The sequence below is a fragment of the Microbacterium lacus genome (genome assembly GCF_039531105.1).
Classification (GTDB): domain Bacteria; phylum Actinomycetota; class Actinomycetes; order Actinomycetales; family Microbacteriaceae; genus Microbacterium; species Microbacterium lacus.
In genome coordinates this window covers 470874-486260 of sequence record NZ_BAAAPK010000001.1, presented here as the reverse complement: position 1 = coordinate 486260, position 15387 = coordinate 470874, and the positions used below count along the sequence as shown (strand labels likewise).

Annotated in this window: 18 protein-coding genes; 8 read left to right on the top strand and 10 right to left on the bottom strand. The window is 70.6% G+C overall.

The features are described 5' to 3' along the window. Window positions 1-47 precede the first annotated feature (47 nt). Window positions 48-1277: an ROK family protein gene (locus tag ABD197_RS02375; RefSeq protein WP_344051213.1), complete on the top strand. Its 1230-nt coding sequence runs from the start codon at window positions 48-50 to the stop codon at window positions 1275-1277. On the opposite strand, the gene ABD197_RS02370 is transcribed toward ABD197_RS02375, so the two are convergent. Further along, a complete protein-coding gene (locus ABD197_RS02370; RefSeq protein ID WP_344051211.1) occupies window positions 1274-2059 on the bottom strand; it encodes a MerR family transcriptional regulator in 786 nt (261 codons plus the stop codon). The genes ABD197_RS02375 and ABD197_RS02370 overlap by 4 nt on opposite strands. A 136-nt stretch (window positions 2060-2195) precedes the next feature. Here ABD197_RS02370 and ABD197_RS02365 point away from each other — a divergent pair, with 136 nt between their 5' ends. Then, window positions 2196-3116, top strand: a complete 921-nt coding sequence (locus ABD197_RS02365; RefSeq protein ID WP_344051209.1) for a DUF4097 family beta strand repeat-containing protein — start codon at window positions 2196-2198, stop codon at window positions 3114-3116. Further along, window positions 3116-3724 (top strand): PadR family transcriptional regulator, encoded by a 609-nt coding sequence (locus ABD197_RS02360; protein WP_344051207.1) that lies wholly within the window; start codon window positions 3116-3118, stop codon window positions 3722-3724. The genes ABD197_RS02365 and ABD197_RS02360 overlap by 1 nt, the downstream gene beginning before the upstream one ends. Before the next feature lie 96 nt (window positions 3725-3820). On the opposite strand, the gene ABD197_RS02355 is transcribed toward ABD197_RS02360, so the two are convergent. After that, on the bottom strand, window positions 3821-4333 hold the full coding sequence (locus tag ABD197_RS02355) for a universal stress protein (protein ID WP_344055778.1): 513 nt from the start codon (window positions 4331-4333) through the stop codon (window positions 3821-3823). 223 nt (window positions 4334-4556) lie between these two features. On the opposite strand from ABD197_RS02355, the gene ABD197_RS02350 reads away from it, so the two are divergent. Next, the gene (locus ABD197_RS02350) at window positions 4557-4733 is read left to right on the top strand and encodes a DUF3073 domain-containing protein (RefSeq protein WP_091701886.1); all 177 of its coding nucleotides are present in this window, start codon (window positions 4557-4559) and stop codon (window positions 4731-4733) included. A gap of 31 nt (window positions 4734-4764) precedes the next feature. Here the strand turns inward: ABD197_RS02350 and ABD197_RS02345 are convergent, their stop codons facing one another. Beyond that, a complete protein-coding gene (locus tag ABD197_RS02345; RefSeq protein WP_344051202.1) occupies window positions 4765-5190 on the bottom strand; it encodes a TIGR02611 family protein in 426 nt (141 codons plus the stop codon). 111 nt (window positions 5191-5301) lie between these two features. Between ABD197_RS02345 and ABD197_RS02340 the strand changes: the two genes are divergently transcribed. Further along, window positions 5302-6429 carry a carboxylate-amine ligase gene (locus tag ABD197_RS02340; protein WP_344051201.1) on the top strand — a complete coding sequence of 376 codons (1128 nt, stop codon included), beginning with the start codon at window positions 5302-5304 and terminating at the stop codon, window positions 6427-6429. Between the two features lie 5 nt (window positions 6430-6434). On the opposite strand, the gene purF is transcribed toward ABD197_RS02340, so the two are convergent. After that, window positions 6435-7895, bottom strand: coding sequence for an amidophosphoribosyltransferase (gene purF / locus ABD197_RS02335; RefSeq protein ID WP_344051199.1), 1461 nt, complete (start codon window positions 7893-7895; stop codon window positions 6435-6437). 5 nt (window positions 7896-7900) lie between these two features. Then, the gene (purM, locus tag ABD197_RS02330) at window positions 7901-8953 is read right to left on the bottom strand and encodes a phosphoribosylformylglycinamidine cyclo-ligase (RefSeq protein WP_425561027.1); all 1053 of its coding nucleotides are present in this window, start codon (window positions 8951-8953) and stop codon (window positions 7901-7903) included. A 184-nt stretch (window positions 8954-9137) separates the two neighbouring features. Here purM and ABD197_RS02325 point away from each other — a divergent pair, with 184 nt between their 5' ends. After that, the gene (locus tag ABD197_RS02325; RefSeq protein ID WP_344051194.1) at window positions 9138-9749 is read left to right on the top strand and encodes a zinc-binding alcohol dehydrogenase; all 612 of its coding nucleotides are present in this window, start codon (window positions 9138-9140) and stop codon (window positions 9747-9749) included. Window positions 9750-9752: 3 nt separating this feature from the next. Here the strand turns inward: ABD197_RS02325 and ABD197_RS02320 are convergent, their stop codons facing one another. Genes ABD197_RS02320 through ABD197_RS02310 form a run of 3 tightly spaced genes read right to left on the bottom strand, consistent with a single transcriptional unit; the run spans window position 9753 to window position 10916 of the window. Then, the gene (locus tag ABD197_RS02320) at window positions 9753-10073 is read right to left on the bottom strand and encodes a potassium transporter Trk (protein WP_344051191.1); all 321 of its coding nucleotides are present in this window, start codon (window positions 10071-10073) and stop codon (window positions 9753-9755) included. A gap of 45 nt (window positions 10074-10118) precedes the next feature. Beyond that, window positions 10119-10475 carry a sterol carrier family protein gene (locus ABD197_RS02315; protein WP_344051189.1) on the bottom strand — a complete coding sequence of 119 codons (357 nt, stop codon included), beginning with the start codon at window positions 10473-10475 and terminating at the stop codon, window positions 10119-10121. Window positions 10476-10484: 9 nt separating this feature from the next. Next, window positions 10485-10916, bottom strand: coding sequence for a hypothetical protein (locus tag ABD197_RS02310; protein ID WP_344051187.1), 432 nt, complete (start codon window positions 10914-10916; stop codon window positions 10485-10487). 69 nt (window positions 10917-10985) lie between these two features. Between ABD197_RS02310 and purD the strand changes: the two genes are divergently transcribed. Together purD and ABD197_RS02300 are read left to right on the top strand one after the other, a co-directional pair. Then, entirely contained in the window at window positions 10986-12257 is a 1272-nt protein-coding gene (gene purD, locus ABD197_RS02305; protein ID WP_344051185.1) for a phosphoribosylamine--glycine ligase, read from the top strand. Further along, a complete protein-coding gene (locus ABD197_RS02300; protein WP_344051183.1) occupies window positions 12254-13093 on the top strand; it encodes a siderophore-interacting protein in 840 nt (279 codons plus the stop codon). Before purD ends, ABD197_RS02300 begins: the two co-directional genes overlap by 4 nt. Before the next feature lie 8 nt (window positions 13094-13101). On the opposite strand, the gene ABD197_RS02295 is transcribed toward ABD197_RS02300, so the two are convergent. After that, a complete protein-coding gene (locus tag ABD197_RS02295; RefSeq protein ID WP_344051181.1) occupies window positions 13102-14670 on the bottom strand; it encodes a DHA2 family efflux MFS transporter permease subunit in 1569 nt (522 codons plus the stop codon). Continuing rightward, window positions 14667-15302: a PadR family transcriptional regulator gene (locus ABD197_RS02290; RefSeq protein WP_344051179.1), complete on the bottom strand. Its 636-nt coding sequence runs from the start codon at window positions 15300-15302 to the stop codon at window positions 14667-14669. The genes ABD197_RS02295 and ABD197_RS02290 overlap by 4 nt, the downstream gene beginning before the upstream one ends. Window positions 15303-15387 lie beyond the last annotated feature (85 nt).

Here is a 15387-nt window from a genome sequence, read left to right as displayed (position 1 = left end):
CTCGATGTGCACCATAATGCAGGGTGAAGGGGAAGAGGTCAATACCCGTGTCGCACACGATCTCACCCACCGCGGTTCGACGCACGAGCCTGGGCGGTGTGCTCTCGTACGCCTGGGACGCCGAGGTGTTCACCGCGAGCGATGCGATGGCGGCCGTCGGGCTCACGCGATCGACCACGATCGACGTGATCGAGGAGCTCGTGGAGATCGGCCTCCTGGACGAGCTCGAGAACGCGCGTGCAGTCGGCGACTACCGCAAGGGCCGCCCCGCGCGGCGGTTCCGGCTGCGCGCCGATGCCGCGGTCGTCGTCGGGATCGACCTCGCGCCCGATCACATCCTCACCGTCGTGGCGAATCTCCGCGGCGAGGTGCTCGTGCGTCGCGCGTCGCACACGGACCTCGCCCACGATTCACCGGCGGAGCGGCGCGACGCCGCGGCCGCGGCGGTCGATGACGCGCTCCTCGCCGCCGGTCGGACGCGCGCCGACGTCCTGTCTCTGTGCGCGGGAGTCCCGGCTCCGGTCGATGCGAGCGGATCCTCCCCCGCGCACCGCAACGGGTTCTGGCGCCGCATGAACCCCGACCTCAGCGAGATGTTCGGCGCGTGGGCGCCGATCGTGCGCGTGATCAATGACGCCTCCCTGGCCGCCGTGGCCGAGGGGTCGGTCGGCGCGGCGGCGGGCGTGCGCGACCACGTCACCCTGCTCTGCGGGCGCTTCCTCGGCGCCGGCGTCGTCGTGGACGGAAACCTCCTGCGCGGCGCGCACGGCGGCGTCGGCGAGATGGTCGCCTTCGATCACGTGGCGGGGGTCGGCGGCGCCGGCGGGCTCAGCGAGCGGGCCGCGGAATGGGCGCGGGAGTCGATCGCGGCGGGGACCGTCTCGCCCGACTCGGCGCTCATGGCGCTACCCCCTTCGGAGCTCACCGGCGCCGCGGTGTTCCGCCTGGCTCGGGAGGGCGATGCCGACGCCGCGCGCATCGTCGAGCGTGCCGGTCACGCGCTGAGCGTCATCACCGGGGTGATGGGCAGTCTGTTCGACCCGCGGCGCGTCGTCGTGTCGGGCATCGACCCGGTGGATGCCGCGCAGCTCGTGGCGGCGGCGCGCGAGTCACTCCCCCTCGAGCTCGACCTGCCGGCTCCCGAACTCGTCGCCTCCCGGCTCGGGCTCGACGTGATCTGCACCGGCGCCGTCTCGGCCGCGCTGGACGCGGCGCGGTCCGGCGTGCTCGACCTCGCGGACGAGCCACGCCGGACCGCGCTGCAGCGCGTGGGCTAGAGGTTCGCGTCGGCGTACGCGCGCAACGCGTCCCGCACGAACTCCGCTCCCGCCGTGCCGCCGTAGTTCGCGCCGAAGCGCTCGTCGGCGACGTACATCTCGCCGAGTCCGATGACGTAGGCCTTCGTCTCGGCGGGGGTGCCGGTGGGTGTTCCGGGGATGCCGGTCAGCCAGCGGACGTGCCGCTCGGCCAGAGCCGTCGCTTCGGGCGCGTCGGGGGCGATGCCGGACTGCGCGGCAGCCACCCAGTCGCGACCGAGATCGGCGACCCGCTGCTGCCAGTCGCGCTGCTCCGCGGAGCTCATGCCGCGCCACCAGCGGTCGCCCTCGGCGTAGGCCCCCTGTCCCCAGCGCTCGATCACCTCGTCGCGGTACTGCGTGTGATCGAAGCCGTCGAACATGTCGTGTGCCATGGGTTTCTCACCTCCTTCCATTCCGTCGATCGTCGCTCCGACGGCCGCGATGCGGCGCGTCAGTCGGTCTTGTTCCTGCCGCAGCCACGAGAGGTGATGCGTGAGCGCGTCATGGGCATTCACGTCCCGGTTGAGCACGCCGGCGATCTGCGGCAACGAGAGCCCCAGGTCGCGCAGCAGCAGGATGCGCTGCAGGCGCACGAGCCCGACGCGGTCGTAGTACCGATAGCCGTTCCCGCCGACCCGCGACGGCGCGAGCAACCCGATGTCGGCGTAGTGCCGGAGCGTGCGGCTCGTCGTGCCGGCGAGCCGCGCGATCTGCTGGATCGACCACTCCTCCATCGCGTCTCCCTTCTCCTCTCGGGTCATGCATCGACGCTAGAGGTTGACGTTGCGTCAAAGTCAAGGCCGTCGTGCCCATCATCTTGACATGAACGCGATATATCGTGTTAGTCTCCTCCCATCGCGATATATCGCGAGTCAACCGCAAGAACGGAAGTGCACCATGACTCTGGAGAAGTGGATCATCCACCCGGGCGAGACGCGCGTCATCGACATCGAGACCGTGCGCAAGCTCAAGGTCGGCCTCGTCGGCGGGCAGATCGACGTGATCGGCCACGACGAGCCCGGCGCCCGCATCGAGGTGCACGGCGTGACGATCAAGGATCTGCGCATCGAGGTCACCGGCGACGTCGTCGAGATCGACCACCCGCAGCTGCGCTGGGACAACTTCCTCGAGGTGTTCCGCAACTTCGGCGCCGGCGGTCCGAAGGCCGAGATCAGCGTCGCCGTCCCGCGCGAGGTCGCGCTGAACCTCGGCGTCGTCTCGGCCAGTGCCCTCGTGTCCGGCATCCGTCACGACACCCGTCTGAACACCGTCTCGGGTGACATCATCGTGGACGGGATCGACGGCGACCTCACGGTGAACGCCGTCTCGGGCGACGTGCAGGTCCGCGAGCTCGTCGGGTCGCTCAGCGCCAACAGCGTCTCGGGCGACGTCGCGGCGACGGGGTCGCTGCGCAAGGCGACGATCGACACCGTCTCGGGAGCGATGCTCGTCGACTCGACCGGTGACGTGCACCAGGTGGCGCTGAACACCGTGAGCGGCAACGCGACCATCCGGCTCGACGAGGGCCACCCGGCCAACTTCGTGATCCGCAGCGTCAGCGGACGCGTGCAGGTCGACGGCGTGGTCCGCTCAGGTCAGGGCACCGGTCCCACGACGAACTTCAGCGGCTCGGTCGGCGAACTGAGCGGGTCGTTCGTGGACGTGCGGTCCAACTCCGTCTCGGGAGATGTGACAGTGCTCCGTCGCGCGGTGTCGAGCGTGGCGGATGCCGCGCCCTCGGCATCCGCCCCGGCCGCGGCCGGCGCAGAGCCCCCCGCCGGCGCGTTCACGGAGGGCACGACCGAGGGGCAGTGGTGATGACCCCGGTCTTCTCGCACGGCGATCTGCGCCTGTACCTCCTGAGCCTTCTCGACGAGGGCCCGCGACACGGCTACGACATCATGCAGGCTCTGTCGGACCGCACCGGCGGCACCTACACCCCCAGTGCCGGCACGATCTACCCGCGCCTGTCCAAGCTCGAGGAGGAGGGGCTCGTCACCAAGACCGTAGACGGCCGCAAGACCGTCTACGAGATCACCGACGCCGGTCGCGCCGAGGTGGCCGCGCGCGCGGGCGACCTGCAGGGGATCGAGGCGGGCCTGACCGATTCGGTGCGCCTGATCGCCGACGAGGTGCGCGGGAGCGTCCGCGAGGCGATGAAGAGCCTCCGCGCCGACCTCGCCGCCGCCGCGCGCGACGAGGAGGCGGGGGCGACGCCCGCGACGCCGGGCGACGATCCGCGCGTATCCAGCCGGGAGCAGCTGCACCGGGCCGACACCGCGATCACCGAGTTCCGCGCGCAGCTGCGCGCCGATCTGCGGTCGCACGTCGCGCGCGGGGGTGAGCTGGCGGCATCCGTCATCGACGATCTGGCGCGATCGCTCGACGACATCGCCCGCGACATCCGCGGGTCGCTGCGCGGCTGATCCGGCACTCTTCTTCGCTGAGACGACATCTGCACGTCGAGACTGTGGGCTTGACCCATCGTCTCGACGTGCAGATGTCGTTTCAGCGTCAGAGGATCAGGCGGGCCAGATCTCCTCGTCGTCGGGCACAGGCTCACCGAGCGGGATCACCAGGATCGGCCGCTGCTGACGGTGCGCCAGACGCGCGGCGACGGATCCGGTGAAGAACTCGCGGATCGACTCCCCGATGCCGCGCTTGCGCGTGCCCACGACGAGCAGTCGCGCGTCCACCTGTTCGGCGAGGTGCTTCATCGCCATGGCGGGATCCCCGACGAGCTGCCGGACGCTCCACGCGACGTTGTGGCCATCCAGGATCTTGGCTGCTTCGGCCTTCACGATGGCCAGGTCGTTCTCGCCCGCGGCGATGTTGATGTCGATCGGCGCGGAATGGACATAGCCGTCCGGATCCTCGTAGGTCACGAACCGCGTGACGTCCACGTGCACCACGACGAGCGGTGCGCCGAGGAGCTTCGCGTACCGGCCGGCCTCGCGCACGACGCGGGTCGGGATGCCGGGCACGACGCCCACGAGAACCGCCCCGCGCAGCGCCTCGGCCTCGCCGCCGCCCATCCGCTCGGGATCGCCGCCGACAGCGGGAAGATCGGGAGTGTTCGGTGCGTCAGCGGCCATGCGTCATCGCCTTTCCGTGCCGGGGCGGAGCGGTCGGTGACCGGGGGCTCCGTGTTATCCTGAATGCTACTCTTACCGGCCTCGAAGCCGGTTTCGTGAATGCCCGGGTCCACGCGGCGAACAGCCCCGCAGCACCCGTTACTCAGAAATGAGGGGGTCTCGCATGGGGCGTGGCCGTCAGAAGGCGAAGCACACCAAGATCGCTCGCGAACTCAAGTCGTACAGCCCGACCGTGAACTACTCCGCACTGGAGAAAGAACTCGGCCACCCGGACGACGAGCAGTACGTCGACAAGTGGGCAGACCAGTACGCCGACGAATACGAGGACGAGAAGGCCTGAGCCCTCTCGCCCCCGTCCGGCACGCCTGAGATCAGGCCGTCTCGCCCTGCTGGGCAGCCCTCCGGCGCGCCCGCCGGTCCTTCCACCACGCCCAGAAGCGATCGAGCTGACGCTTCAGCCACGTGGCGATCCGTCGCGCCCAGTGGAACTCCGTGCCGAGGACGGCGAGGCCGAGGAACACGACCAGCCAGCCGGGACCCGGCAGTGGCACGAGCAGCAGTCCGAGCACCGTGAGGGTGCCGCCGATCACGGCGACGACGGCTTTGTACAGACGCTCGAGACGCGGATGCCGACCCACTCGGTTGCGCAGGCGTCGCAGCATCCGTCGCACGGGCTGGTCCGCCCGCTCGCCCTGCTCGATCTCGCTGCGCACCGTGCGTTCGAGGTCATCGGAGAGGTGCTCGCCACCCCAGAGCGCGTCCTGCTCGGCCTGGCTCGGCAGCTGATCGGAAGGCATGCGCCGACGCTAACACGATATATCGCGTATCTCCTGTGAGATTTCCCTCGGTGCGTCGCCCTTGCCCTGAGGCTCCCCGCGCGCTGAGATGGGGCAACAGAAGGAGACGCGATGGAGCGACCCGAGTTCACGATGGGCATCGAGGAGGAGTACCTGCTCGTCGACCGCGACTCGCGCGCGCTCGGTGTCGCCCCGGAGGGCTTCATCGAAGACTGCAGCGCCGAGCTGCAGGAGCAGGTGAGCCCCGAGTACAAGAAGTGCCAGGTCGAGATCGGCACGAGGGTCGCAACGAGCGTCGGGGCCGCCCGCGACGACCTGCGGCGCCTGCGCTCGACCGTGTCCCGGCACGCCGCCCGGTACGGACTCGTGCCGATCGCGGCATCCTGTCACCCCTTCTCGGACTGGAAGACCCAGCACCACACCGACAAGGAGCGCTACCGCGGGCTCGAGCGCGATCTCGCCGGCGTCGCCCGCCGGCTGCTGATCTGCGGCTGCCACGTGCACATCGGTCTGGGCGATGACGCACTCCGCATCGACCTGATGCGGCAGATGCCGTACTTCCTGCCGCATCTGCTCGCCCTGTCCACCTCGTCGCCGTTCTGGCAGGGCGAGGACACCGGGCTCGCGTCGTACCGCATCTCGGTGTTCGACAACCTCCCCCGCACCGGGCTGCCGCCGGACTACCAGAGCTGGGGTGAGTACGAGCGGTCCGTCGGCGTGCTCGTGAACCTCGGCATCATCGAGGATTCGTCGAAGATCTGGTGGGACATCCGTCCCTCCCACCACTACCCCACGCTCGAGACGCGCATCATGGACGTCTCGCCGCGCGCGGAGGACGCGCTGACTCTCGCGGCGGTCACGCAGTGCGTCATGCGGATGCTGTGGCGGCTGCGTGTCCGCAACCAGCGATGGCGCCTGTACGACCGGTTCCTCGTCGGCGAGAACCGCTGGCGGGCTCAGCGCTACGGCGTCACGGAGGGGCTGATCGACTTCGGCGCCGACACGATCGTGCCGTTCCCGAAGCTCATGACCGAGCTCATCGAGATGATCGGGGAGGATGCCGACGCCCTGGGGTGCCGCGCGGAGGTCGAGCGCGTGCTCACGATCGCCGAGGCCGGCACCTCGGCGGAGCGGCAGCGCGCCGTCGCGGCCGCGGCGACCGCTGCGGGCGCCGACCAGGACGCCGCGATGACCGCGGTGGTCGACCACCTGATCGAGGAGTTCCACCACGACCTCTGAGCGGGTCAGGACTCCTGCGAACCCTCGACCCAGGCGAGGTACTCCTCGGTGACCGTACCCGTCACGTACCGGCCGTCGAAGCAGCTCATGTCCAGATCGTCCACGTCGGAGCCCTCGAGGATCGCGGCCTTCAGATCCTCGACCTCCTGGTACACCATGTAGTCGGCACCGAGCTCCTGCGCGATCTCAGGGATCGTCCGGCCGTGCGCGACGAGCTCGTGGCGCGACGGCATGTTGATGCCGTACACGTGCGGGTACCGCACCGGCGGCGCGGCCGAGGCGAACGTGACGCTCTTGGCACCGGCATCCCGCGCCATCTGGATGATCTCCTTCGAGGTCGTCCCGCGCACGATCGAATCGTCGATCAGCAGGACGTTCTTGCCCTTGAACTCGCTCGACATCGCGTTGAGCTTCTGGCGCACGCTCTTCTTGCGCACCGCCTGTCCCGGCATGATGAACGTCCGGCCGATGTAGCGGTTCTTGTAGAACCCCTCGCGATACTCGATCCCGAGCTTGCGGGCGACCTGCATCGCGGCAGGTCGCGAGGAGTCCGGGATCGGCATGACGACGTCGATCGTGCCCTTCGGGGTGTACTTCGCGATCGTGTTGGCGAGCCGCTCGCCGAGCCGCAGCCGCGCCTCGTACACCGAGATCCCGTTCATGACCGAGTCGGGACGCGCGAGGTAGACGTACTCGAACGAGCACGGAACGAGCTTCGGGTCCGCCGCGCACTGCTGCGTGTGCAGGTGCCCCTCGAGGTCGATGAAGACCGCTTCGCCGGGCAGCACGTCGCGCACGATCTCGAAGCCGCCGTTCTCGAGCACGAGCGACTCCGACGTCACGATCCACTCGTACCGGCCGTTCTCGGTCGGTCGCGTGCCGATGATGAGCGGGCGGATGCCGAACGGATCACGGAAGGCGAGCAGGCCGTAGCCGGCGATCAGGGCGATCGCGGCGTACGAGCCCTCGACGCGTTCGTGCACGCGGGAGACCGCCTGGAAGACCTGGGCGGGATCCAGCTCGATCCCGGAGATCGAGGACTGCAGCTCGTTGGCGAGGACGTTCACGAGCAGCTCGGTGTCGCTGGAGGTGTTCAGGTGCCGACGGTCGGTGTGGAACAGCTCGTCGGTCAGTTCGCGCGTGTTGGTGAGGTTGCCGTTGTGTACGAGGACGATGCCGTACGGCGCGTTCACGTAGAAGGGCTGCGCCTCTTCTTCGCTGGATGCCGTCCCCTTGGTCGCGTAGCGGACGTGTCCCAGACCGATGTCCCCGAGGAGTCCCCGCATGTCCCGGGTGCGGAACGCTTCGCGCACCTGTCCCTTCGCCTTGAAGAGGTGGAAGACGCCGTTGCTCTCGGCGGTCGCGATGCCCGTGGAGTCCTGGCCGCGGTGCTGCAGCAGGAGCAGGGCGTCGTAGATCTCCTGGTTGACCGGACCCTGCCCGACCATTCCGACGATGCCGCACATGTGGTCTAGACCGCTCCGCCTGTGTTGTAGGTGCCGACCAGGCGCACGGCCCCGCCGTCCACGCCTTTCGCGCAATGTTCGAACGCGCCGTTCCCGTCCTCGGGCACCGCGCCGGTCCGCACCGCACCGACCTGCCAGGTGGTGATGCCTTCGCCCTGGAGCGCCCCGATGGCGGCATCCGCGGAGCCCGCGGAGACGACCGCGAGGAAGCCGATGCCGAGGTTCCAGGTGCCTTCGGTCGCGCCGAGGTCGAGGTGGCCCAGGTCGGCGAGCACCCGGAACACCGGCGCCGGCGACCAGGTCGACCGGTCGATGTCGACCCAGGTGCCCTGCGGGAGGACGCGCGCGAGGTTCGCCGCGATCCCGCCGCCGGTGACGTGCGACAGGGCGTGCACCTGACCGGGGAGCGCGTCGATCAGGCGCAGGAGCGGGGTCGTGTAGAGCCGCGTCGGCTCGAGGAGCGCCTCCCCCCACGTCCCGCCCAGGTCGGCGGCGTTGTCACCGTATTGGATGCCGGCCCCGGCGACGATGTGACGCACGAGCGAGTAGCCGTTGGAGTGCAGACCGCTGCTCGCGAGCGCCAGGACGACGTCGCCGTCCTGGACCCGGTCGGCGCCGAGGAACGCCCCCGCCTCGACCACACCCGTCGCGGCGCCCGCGACGTCGTAATCGTTCAGACCCAGCAGGCCCGGGTGCTCGGCGGTCTCGCCGCCGACGAGGGCGGTGCCGGTCTGCGCGCAGCCTTCCGCGATGCCGCCGACGATCGCGGCGATGCGGTCGGGGTAGAGCTTGCCGCACGCGATGTAGTCGGTCATGAAGAGCGGCTTGGCACCCACCACGACGATGTCGTCCACGACCATGCCGACCAGATCGATGCCGATCGTGTCGTGCTTGTCGATCGCCTGCGCGATCGCGACTTTCGTGCCGACGCCGTCGGTGCTGGTGGCCAGGAGCGGCCGCTCGTACCCGCGCAGGGCCGACGCGTCGAACAGTCCGGCGAAACCGCCGACACCGCCGAGCACTTCGGGGCCGTGCGTGCGGCGGACCGCCGACTTCATCAGCTCCACGGCGAGGTCGCCGGCAGCCGTGTCGACCCCGGCCTGTGCGTAGGGATTCACGGTCGCGTCTCCGCTCGAGGGGGAGGCGTCGCGGGAGGGTGATGCCACGCGCTCCAGCCTACCGGCGGGCCGGACGGATGCCGCGCCCGGGACACCGCGCAGGCGCGGTCGTACAATCGAGGGCATGGGAGGCACGGGGACTCCGGAATGGCTGATCCGCGAGGACGCGGGTCAGCAGGTCCTGCTCGCCTTGTACCTGCGCCAGGTGCTCGGCATCCGCTCGCCCGATGAGCTGCCGCACCTGCGCGGCATCCCTCCGCGCGTGAACGACCGCGCCGAGGAGGCGCAGGCGCTCCTCGAGCGACAGTGGCGGGAGTTCTGGGCGATGACGGTCGAGCCGACCGCGCACCCGTCGCCCGTCCCGCTCGAGCTCGTCGACGGCTTCGAGACGCTCGTCGCCCTTCCCGCCGAGGGCTCGGACGCGCTGCGAGCCGCGATCGCCCCGCACGCGAGCGAAGCCCTGGCCTTCTCGCAGTCGGCCCACGAGCGCTACCGCAAGGACTCCGCCGCGAAGCCCGGCGTCTCGTACCGCGCCTACGCGAGCGCGATCGCCGAACACGAGCGTCAAGTGGGCCGCCGCGCGCATTCGTTCGAACTGAACGTGCAGGTCCTCCCCCTCACTCAGCGGGGCGTGTGGTGGATCGGCTCGCTCACGATCGCCGTGACGGACGGACTGCGCGGCGACGTCGTCGCCTTCGACGCGGCGATCCACCCGATCATCGCCGAGTTGGCGTAGCGCTCAGTCCTCGACGCGGACGCTCTCGCGGTCGACGACGACCTCACGCGTGCGACGGGACAGCACGCGGTCGAGCACGAGGGCGATGAGGCCACCGATCACGACGCCGATCGAGACGCAGATGAGCGACAGGAAGCCGAAGACCTGCCCCTGCGTGTACACGAGTCCGGTGTTCGGGCTGATCCCGCCGCTGCCGTCGTAGGCGAACGTGAGGATCATCGCGACGAGGAGGCCGAGCGCCGCGCCCGCGGCCAGGAACACCGAGTACTTGGGTGAGCGCCGCACGCGCACCGTCTCGATGTGGTCCTCGACCTGCTCTGCCATGCCTCCATTGTCCCACCGTCCGCGCGGGGCGGGCGCGCACCCCCGTCAGGGCCGGACGGGCAGGACGTCGCTGAGATCGGCGCGGACTCCGGATGCCGTGATGCGGCCGGATGCCGCGGCCGCGGCCCAGCTCAGCTCGCCGGTCGCGAGCGCGATCCACGTCGCCGGGTCGGTCTCGACGACGTTGGGCGGCGTCCCCCGGGTGTGGCGCGGGCCCTCGATCACCTGGACCGCGCCGAAGGGCGGCACCCGCACCTCGACGGACCCGCCGGGCGCCTTCTCCACGAGCAGCTGCAGCAGGTAGCGGACCGCGGTGGCGAGCTCGGTCCGTGCCGGCGCGTCCGCGGCGCGGACCGCCGCGAGGGCCGCTCGCCCGTCAGCGGTGGAGATTCGGCGCGGCATCCGTCAACGCTAGCGCGCGGGTCCGCGCGGATCCTCCGCATCCCGCACCCACTGCGGGATGTCGTCGTTCACCGGTGCATCCAGGTCGAGCACGAGCGTCGTGGCGTGCTCGGCCCGCGCCGCCCGCGCACGGGTCAGCGATCGGCGGTCCAAGGCCATCGCGAGCACTCCCATCACGACGAGTCCCACCGCGATGCACGCCGCGGCGTACAGGGCGAACACCCGGAGCACCCCGCCCGGGCCGGAGGACAGCGGGCCGCCCGGATCGTCGGTGAGCGCCGCGGTGATCGTGAGCAGCACGCCGGCGATCACGCCGAGCACGACCCCGATCATCAGGAACCGGCCGTAGCGCGGCGAGGAGTGCACGACCACGGCGCGCACCTCGTGGTCGACGACGTGCTCGTCGTCGGGATCGGGGGCTGCGGCGCGCGGGGCTGCCATGCCGCCATTCTCCCACTGCGGCAGGCATCGGGGGCGGTGCGCCCGAGGCCCGCTCGATAGGCTGACCGGGTGAGAATCCTGGTCCTCGGCTCGGGCGCGCGCGAGCACGCCATCATCCTCGCACTCCGTTCGGAGGAGGCCGCGCACGACGTCTTCGCCGCTCCCGGCAACGCCGGGATCGCACGGGACGCCGAGATCGTCGAACTCGATCAGAACGACCCCGCTGCCGTCACCGCGTTCGCGAACGAGAATGCGATCGACCTCGTCGTGATCGGCCCGGAGGCTCCGCTCGTCGCGGGTGTCGCCGATGCGCTCCGCGAGCGCGGCATCCCGGTGTTCGGGCCGGGTCGCGCCGCGGCGCAGCTGGAGGGATCGAAGACGTTCGCGAAGCGCATCATGGACGCGGCAGGCGTCCCCACCGGCCGCGCCGTCCGCGCCACGACGCGGGAGGAGGTCGCCGAGGCGCTCGATCGCTTCGGCTCGCCGCACGTCGTGAAGGCCGACGGCCTCGCCGCCGGCAAGGGCGTACTCGTCACCGACGACCGCGCGGCCGCGCTCGCGCACGCCGACGCCTACCTGCCGTCCGGCGCGATCCTCGTCGAGGAATTCCTCTCCGGCCCCGAGGTGTCGCTGTTCTTCCTGAGCGACGGCGACCGCGTGCTGCCGCTGAGCCCCGCGCAGGACTTCAAGCGTCTCGGGGACGGCGACTCGGGCCCGAACACCGGCGGGATGGGCGCGTACTCGCCGCTGCCGTGGCTCGCCGAGCCGTTCGGCGGTGAAGAGGCCTTCGTCGACCTCGTGACCCGCGAGATCGCCGAGCCGGTGATCCGTCGGCTCGATGCCGAGGGCACGCCGTTCATCGGCCTGCTGTACGCCGGCCTCATCCTGACGGCGCAGGGCGTGAAGGTCATCGAGTTCAACGCGCGTTTCGGCGACCCCGAGACGCAGGTCGTGCTGCCCCGGCTGCAGGACCCGCTGTCGCAGCTGCTGCTGGCCGCGGCATCCGGCACCCTCGAGGACCACCCGCGCCCGGCGTTCGCGGAAGCCGTCGCCGTGACGGTCGTGCTCGCGAGCGAGGGGTATCCCGCCGCTCCCGTGACCGGTCGTCCGCTCACGGGCCTGGATGCCGCCGCCGCGGTCGAGGGCGTGCACCTGGCGCATGCCGCCACGGCCGAGAGCGAGGACGGACTCGTCGCGACCGGCGGGCGCGTGCTCAACGTCGTGGGACTCGGGACGACGTTCGCGCAGGCGCGCGAGCGCACGTACCGGGCCCTCGCCGAGATCGAGCTGGAGGGCGGCCAGTACCGCACCGACATCGCCGCGCGCGTGGTCGAGCAGTGAGCGAGGACCGCTTCGCGCGCGAGGGCGGGCGCAACCGCTTCACGGCTCGCGCGGCGACCGTGCTGCGCGTCGAGCGCGTCGCCCCGCCGATCGTCCGGGTCACGGTGTCCGGTCCCGATTTCGCGGACTTCACCAGCACGGGTCCCGCCGACCACGTGCGGGTGTATTTCCCGGATGCCGCCACCGGCGAACTCGTCGCGCCCACGCCGACCGGCCCCGGGGAGGACGGCATCGTCCGCCCGGACCGGGCCTCGATCGCGCGCGACTTCACACCGCTCCCGCGGACGACCGCCGACGGGGTCGAGGTCGACCTGGACTTCTTCGTGCACCCCGACCCGGGACCGGCGTCGGCGTGGGCGGAAGGCGCGCGGCCGGGCGACCGGCTCGTGCTGGTCGGACCGCGCGGATCGCGCCGAGCACCGCAGGGCATCGACGGCCTGGTGCTGATCTGCGATGAGACCTCACTGCCGTCCGCCAGCCGGTGGGTACGCGGCATCCCGGTCGGGATCCCGGTCGATGTGATCGCTTCGGTGCACGGCGACGGGCGGTGGGTGCAGGACTATCTCGATGCTGATGCCGCGGCCCCCGGCATCCGCGTGCACACCCTCCCCCCGGATCCGTCCGGAGCGTCCGTGATCGCCGCGCTTCCGCCGATCGGCGAAGGGGTCTTCGTCTGGGCCGCGGGCGAGGCCGCCGGACTCGTCCCGGTGCGCCGGCACCTGCGGCGCGCTCTGGGCCTCGGTCCCGCGCAGGCGCAGGTCAGCGGGTACTGGCGGCGCGGCGTGGAGGCCTTCGACCACCACGCCCCGATCGATCCGTTCGACCCCGACGTGTGAGCCGAACGCTACGTCGTCGCTGACGCCGCAGGAGCGGCATCCGGCGCCGCCTCGGCGTTCTGCGCGTGCCAGTCGGCCGCGCTCGCGGCGCGTGGCCGCCGCAGGAACAGCACGGCGACCACACCGATGAGGATGACCGCGGCGGGCAACAGGATCGCCTGCGCCATCGCCGTCGAGAACCCGTCGATCACGAAGGCGGGCAGCCCCGCGTCGCCGAACGCGCCGGCGGCGTCGCCCGCCCCGGGGAGGTTCGCCTCCAGGCGGCTCTGCATGAACGCCGCGATCGCCGCCGAACCCAGGACCGATCCGATCGTCCGCGTCGTGTTGTAGATGCCCGCGCCGGCGCCCGCCTGCGCCATCGGCAGATTGCGGGTCGCCGTCGTCGCCAGCGGTCCCCACATGCCGGCGTTGCCGATGCCCATGAGGGCCGAGGGCAGCAGGAAAAGCCAGAGCGGGGTGTCGACGTTCATGAGCGCGGCGTACCAGAACAGCGAGAGCGAGACCATGAGCAAACCCGGCACGAGCAGGAAGCGCGGGTCGGTGCGATCCAGGAGCTTGCCCGCGAACGGGGCGAGGATGCCTGTCAGGAGCGCCATCGGCACGAGCAGGAGTGCGGACTCGGTCGGCGTCAGCCCGCGCGCGAGCTGGATGAAGAACATGAGCGGCAGCGACATGCTGGTCACGGTGAAGCCGACCGTCACGATCGTGAGATTGGAGATCGCGAAGTTGCGGTCCCGGAAGAGCTCGAGCGGCACGAGCGGCTCGCTCTTGGTGCGCGCCTGGGTCCAGATGAAGACGCCCATCACGATCACGCCCGCGATGATCAGCATCCACACCGTGATGGGCCCCCAGATCGGGCCCCAGTCGTAGTGCTCCCCCTCCTGCAGGCCGAAGACGATGAGGAAGAGGCCGATCGCGCTGAGGAACACGCCCGCGATGTCGAAGCGATGCGGGTGCGTCTGCAGATCCGGCACGAAGATCCACGCCAGGACGAACGCGATGACGCCGACGGGCACATTGATGAAGAAGATCCACGCCCAGCCGAACGCGTCCACGAGGAGGCCGCCGGCGAGCGGTCCGACGAGCGTCGCGACGCCGGCGGTCGCGCCCCACAGGCCCATCGCCGCGCCGCGCCGGTCGGGCGGGAAGGTGCGGGTGATCACGGCCATCGTCTGCGGCGTCATGAGCGCGGCCCCGAGGCCTTGCACCGCACGGGCGACGATCAGCATCTCGAGCGTTCCGGACAGCCCGCACGCGAGCGAGGCGAGCGTGAAGATCACCAGGCCGATCAGATAGATGCGTTTGGGCCCGAAGCGGTCACCGAGGCGCCCCGTGATCAGAAGCGGCACCGCGTACGCGAGCAGGTACGCACTCGTGACCCACACCACGTTGTCGAGGTTGTTCGTGTCCGGATCCAGCGCCGCCTTGATCGCGGGGTTGGCGACCGAGACGATCGTGGTGTCGACCAGGATCATGAAGAACCCGATCACGAGGGCCCACAGTCCGGGCCAGGGGCTGCGTGCGGTTGTTCCCCGGCCGGTGGCGGATGCCGCGGCCCGGGTGGTCTGCTCTGTCATAGCCGTGCGGCCTTCCGGTCGAGGTCGTAGTTCTTCATGTGCTCGGAGTCGGTGGCGATCTCGGCCACGCCCCACGGGAACGCGTGCGCGTCCAGGCGCTCGATGAGCGCGTCGAGCCAGGCGAGATCCGTGCGCAGCAGCACTTCGGTGCGGTGCACTTCGAGGAGGAACTGCTCGGGGACGTCGCGGCTCTGCGCTCCGGCGTGGCCCGCGCTGAGGCTCGAGAGATCCTCGGACAAGGCGTCGCGCCGCCGACGGAGCAGGTCGACGACCACGGTGCGCTCGAGATTGTGCGCCTCGGCGAGCGCGATGCGGAACTCGGCCGGCCTGTCGATGCGCGGCAGCTCGCGACGCACCCACTCGTCCACGGCGTCGCGTCCCTCGCCCGTGAGCGTGTAAGTCGTCCGCTCGGGCCGGTTGCCGTCACGGTCGACCCCCACCTCACCCAGGAGCCCTGCCCGTTCGAGCCGGCCCACCGTGTGGTACAGCGTCCCGTTCGTGATCGTGACGAGCCGGTCGTCGCGCCGGTGCCGCATGAGCCGCATCATCTCGTAGGGGTGCATGTCGCCCTCGCGGAGCAGCGCGAGCACCATGACGCCCAGCGGGGTCAGGCGGTCCACGGCGTCTTTCATCGCGATTCCTTGGTCGAAGTGGGCTAGTCCATCTGGACTATACACCCGGGATCGACCACGGGCTAGGCAGCGTCGGATGCCGCGG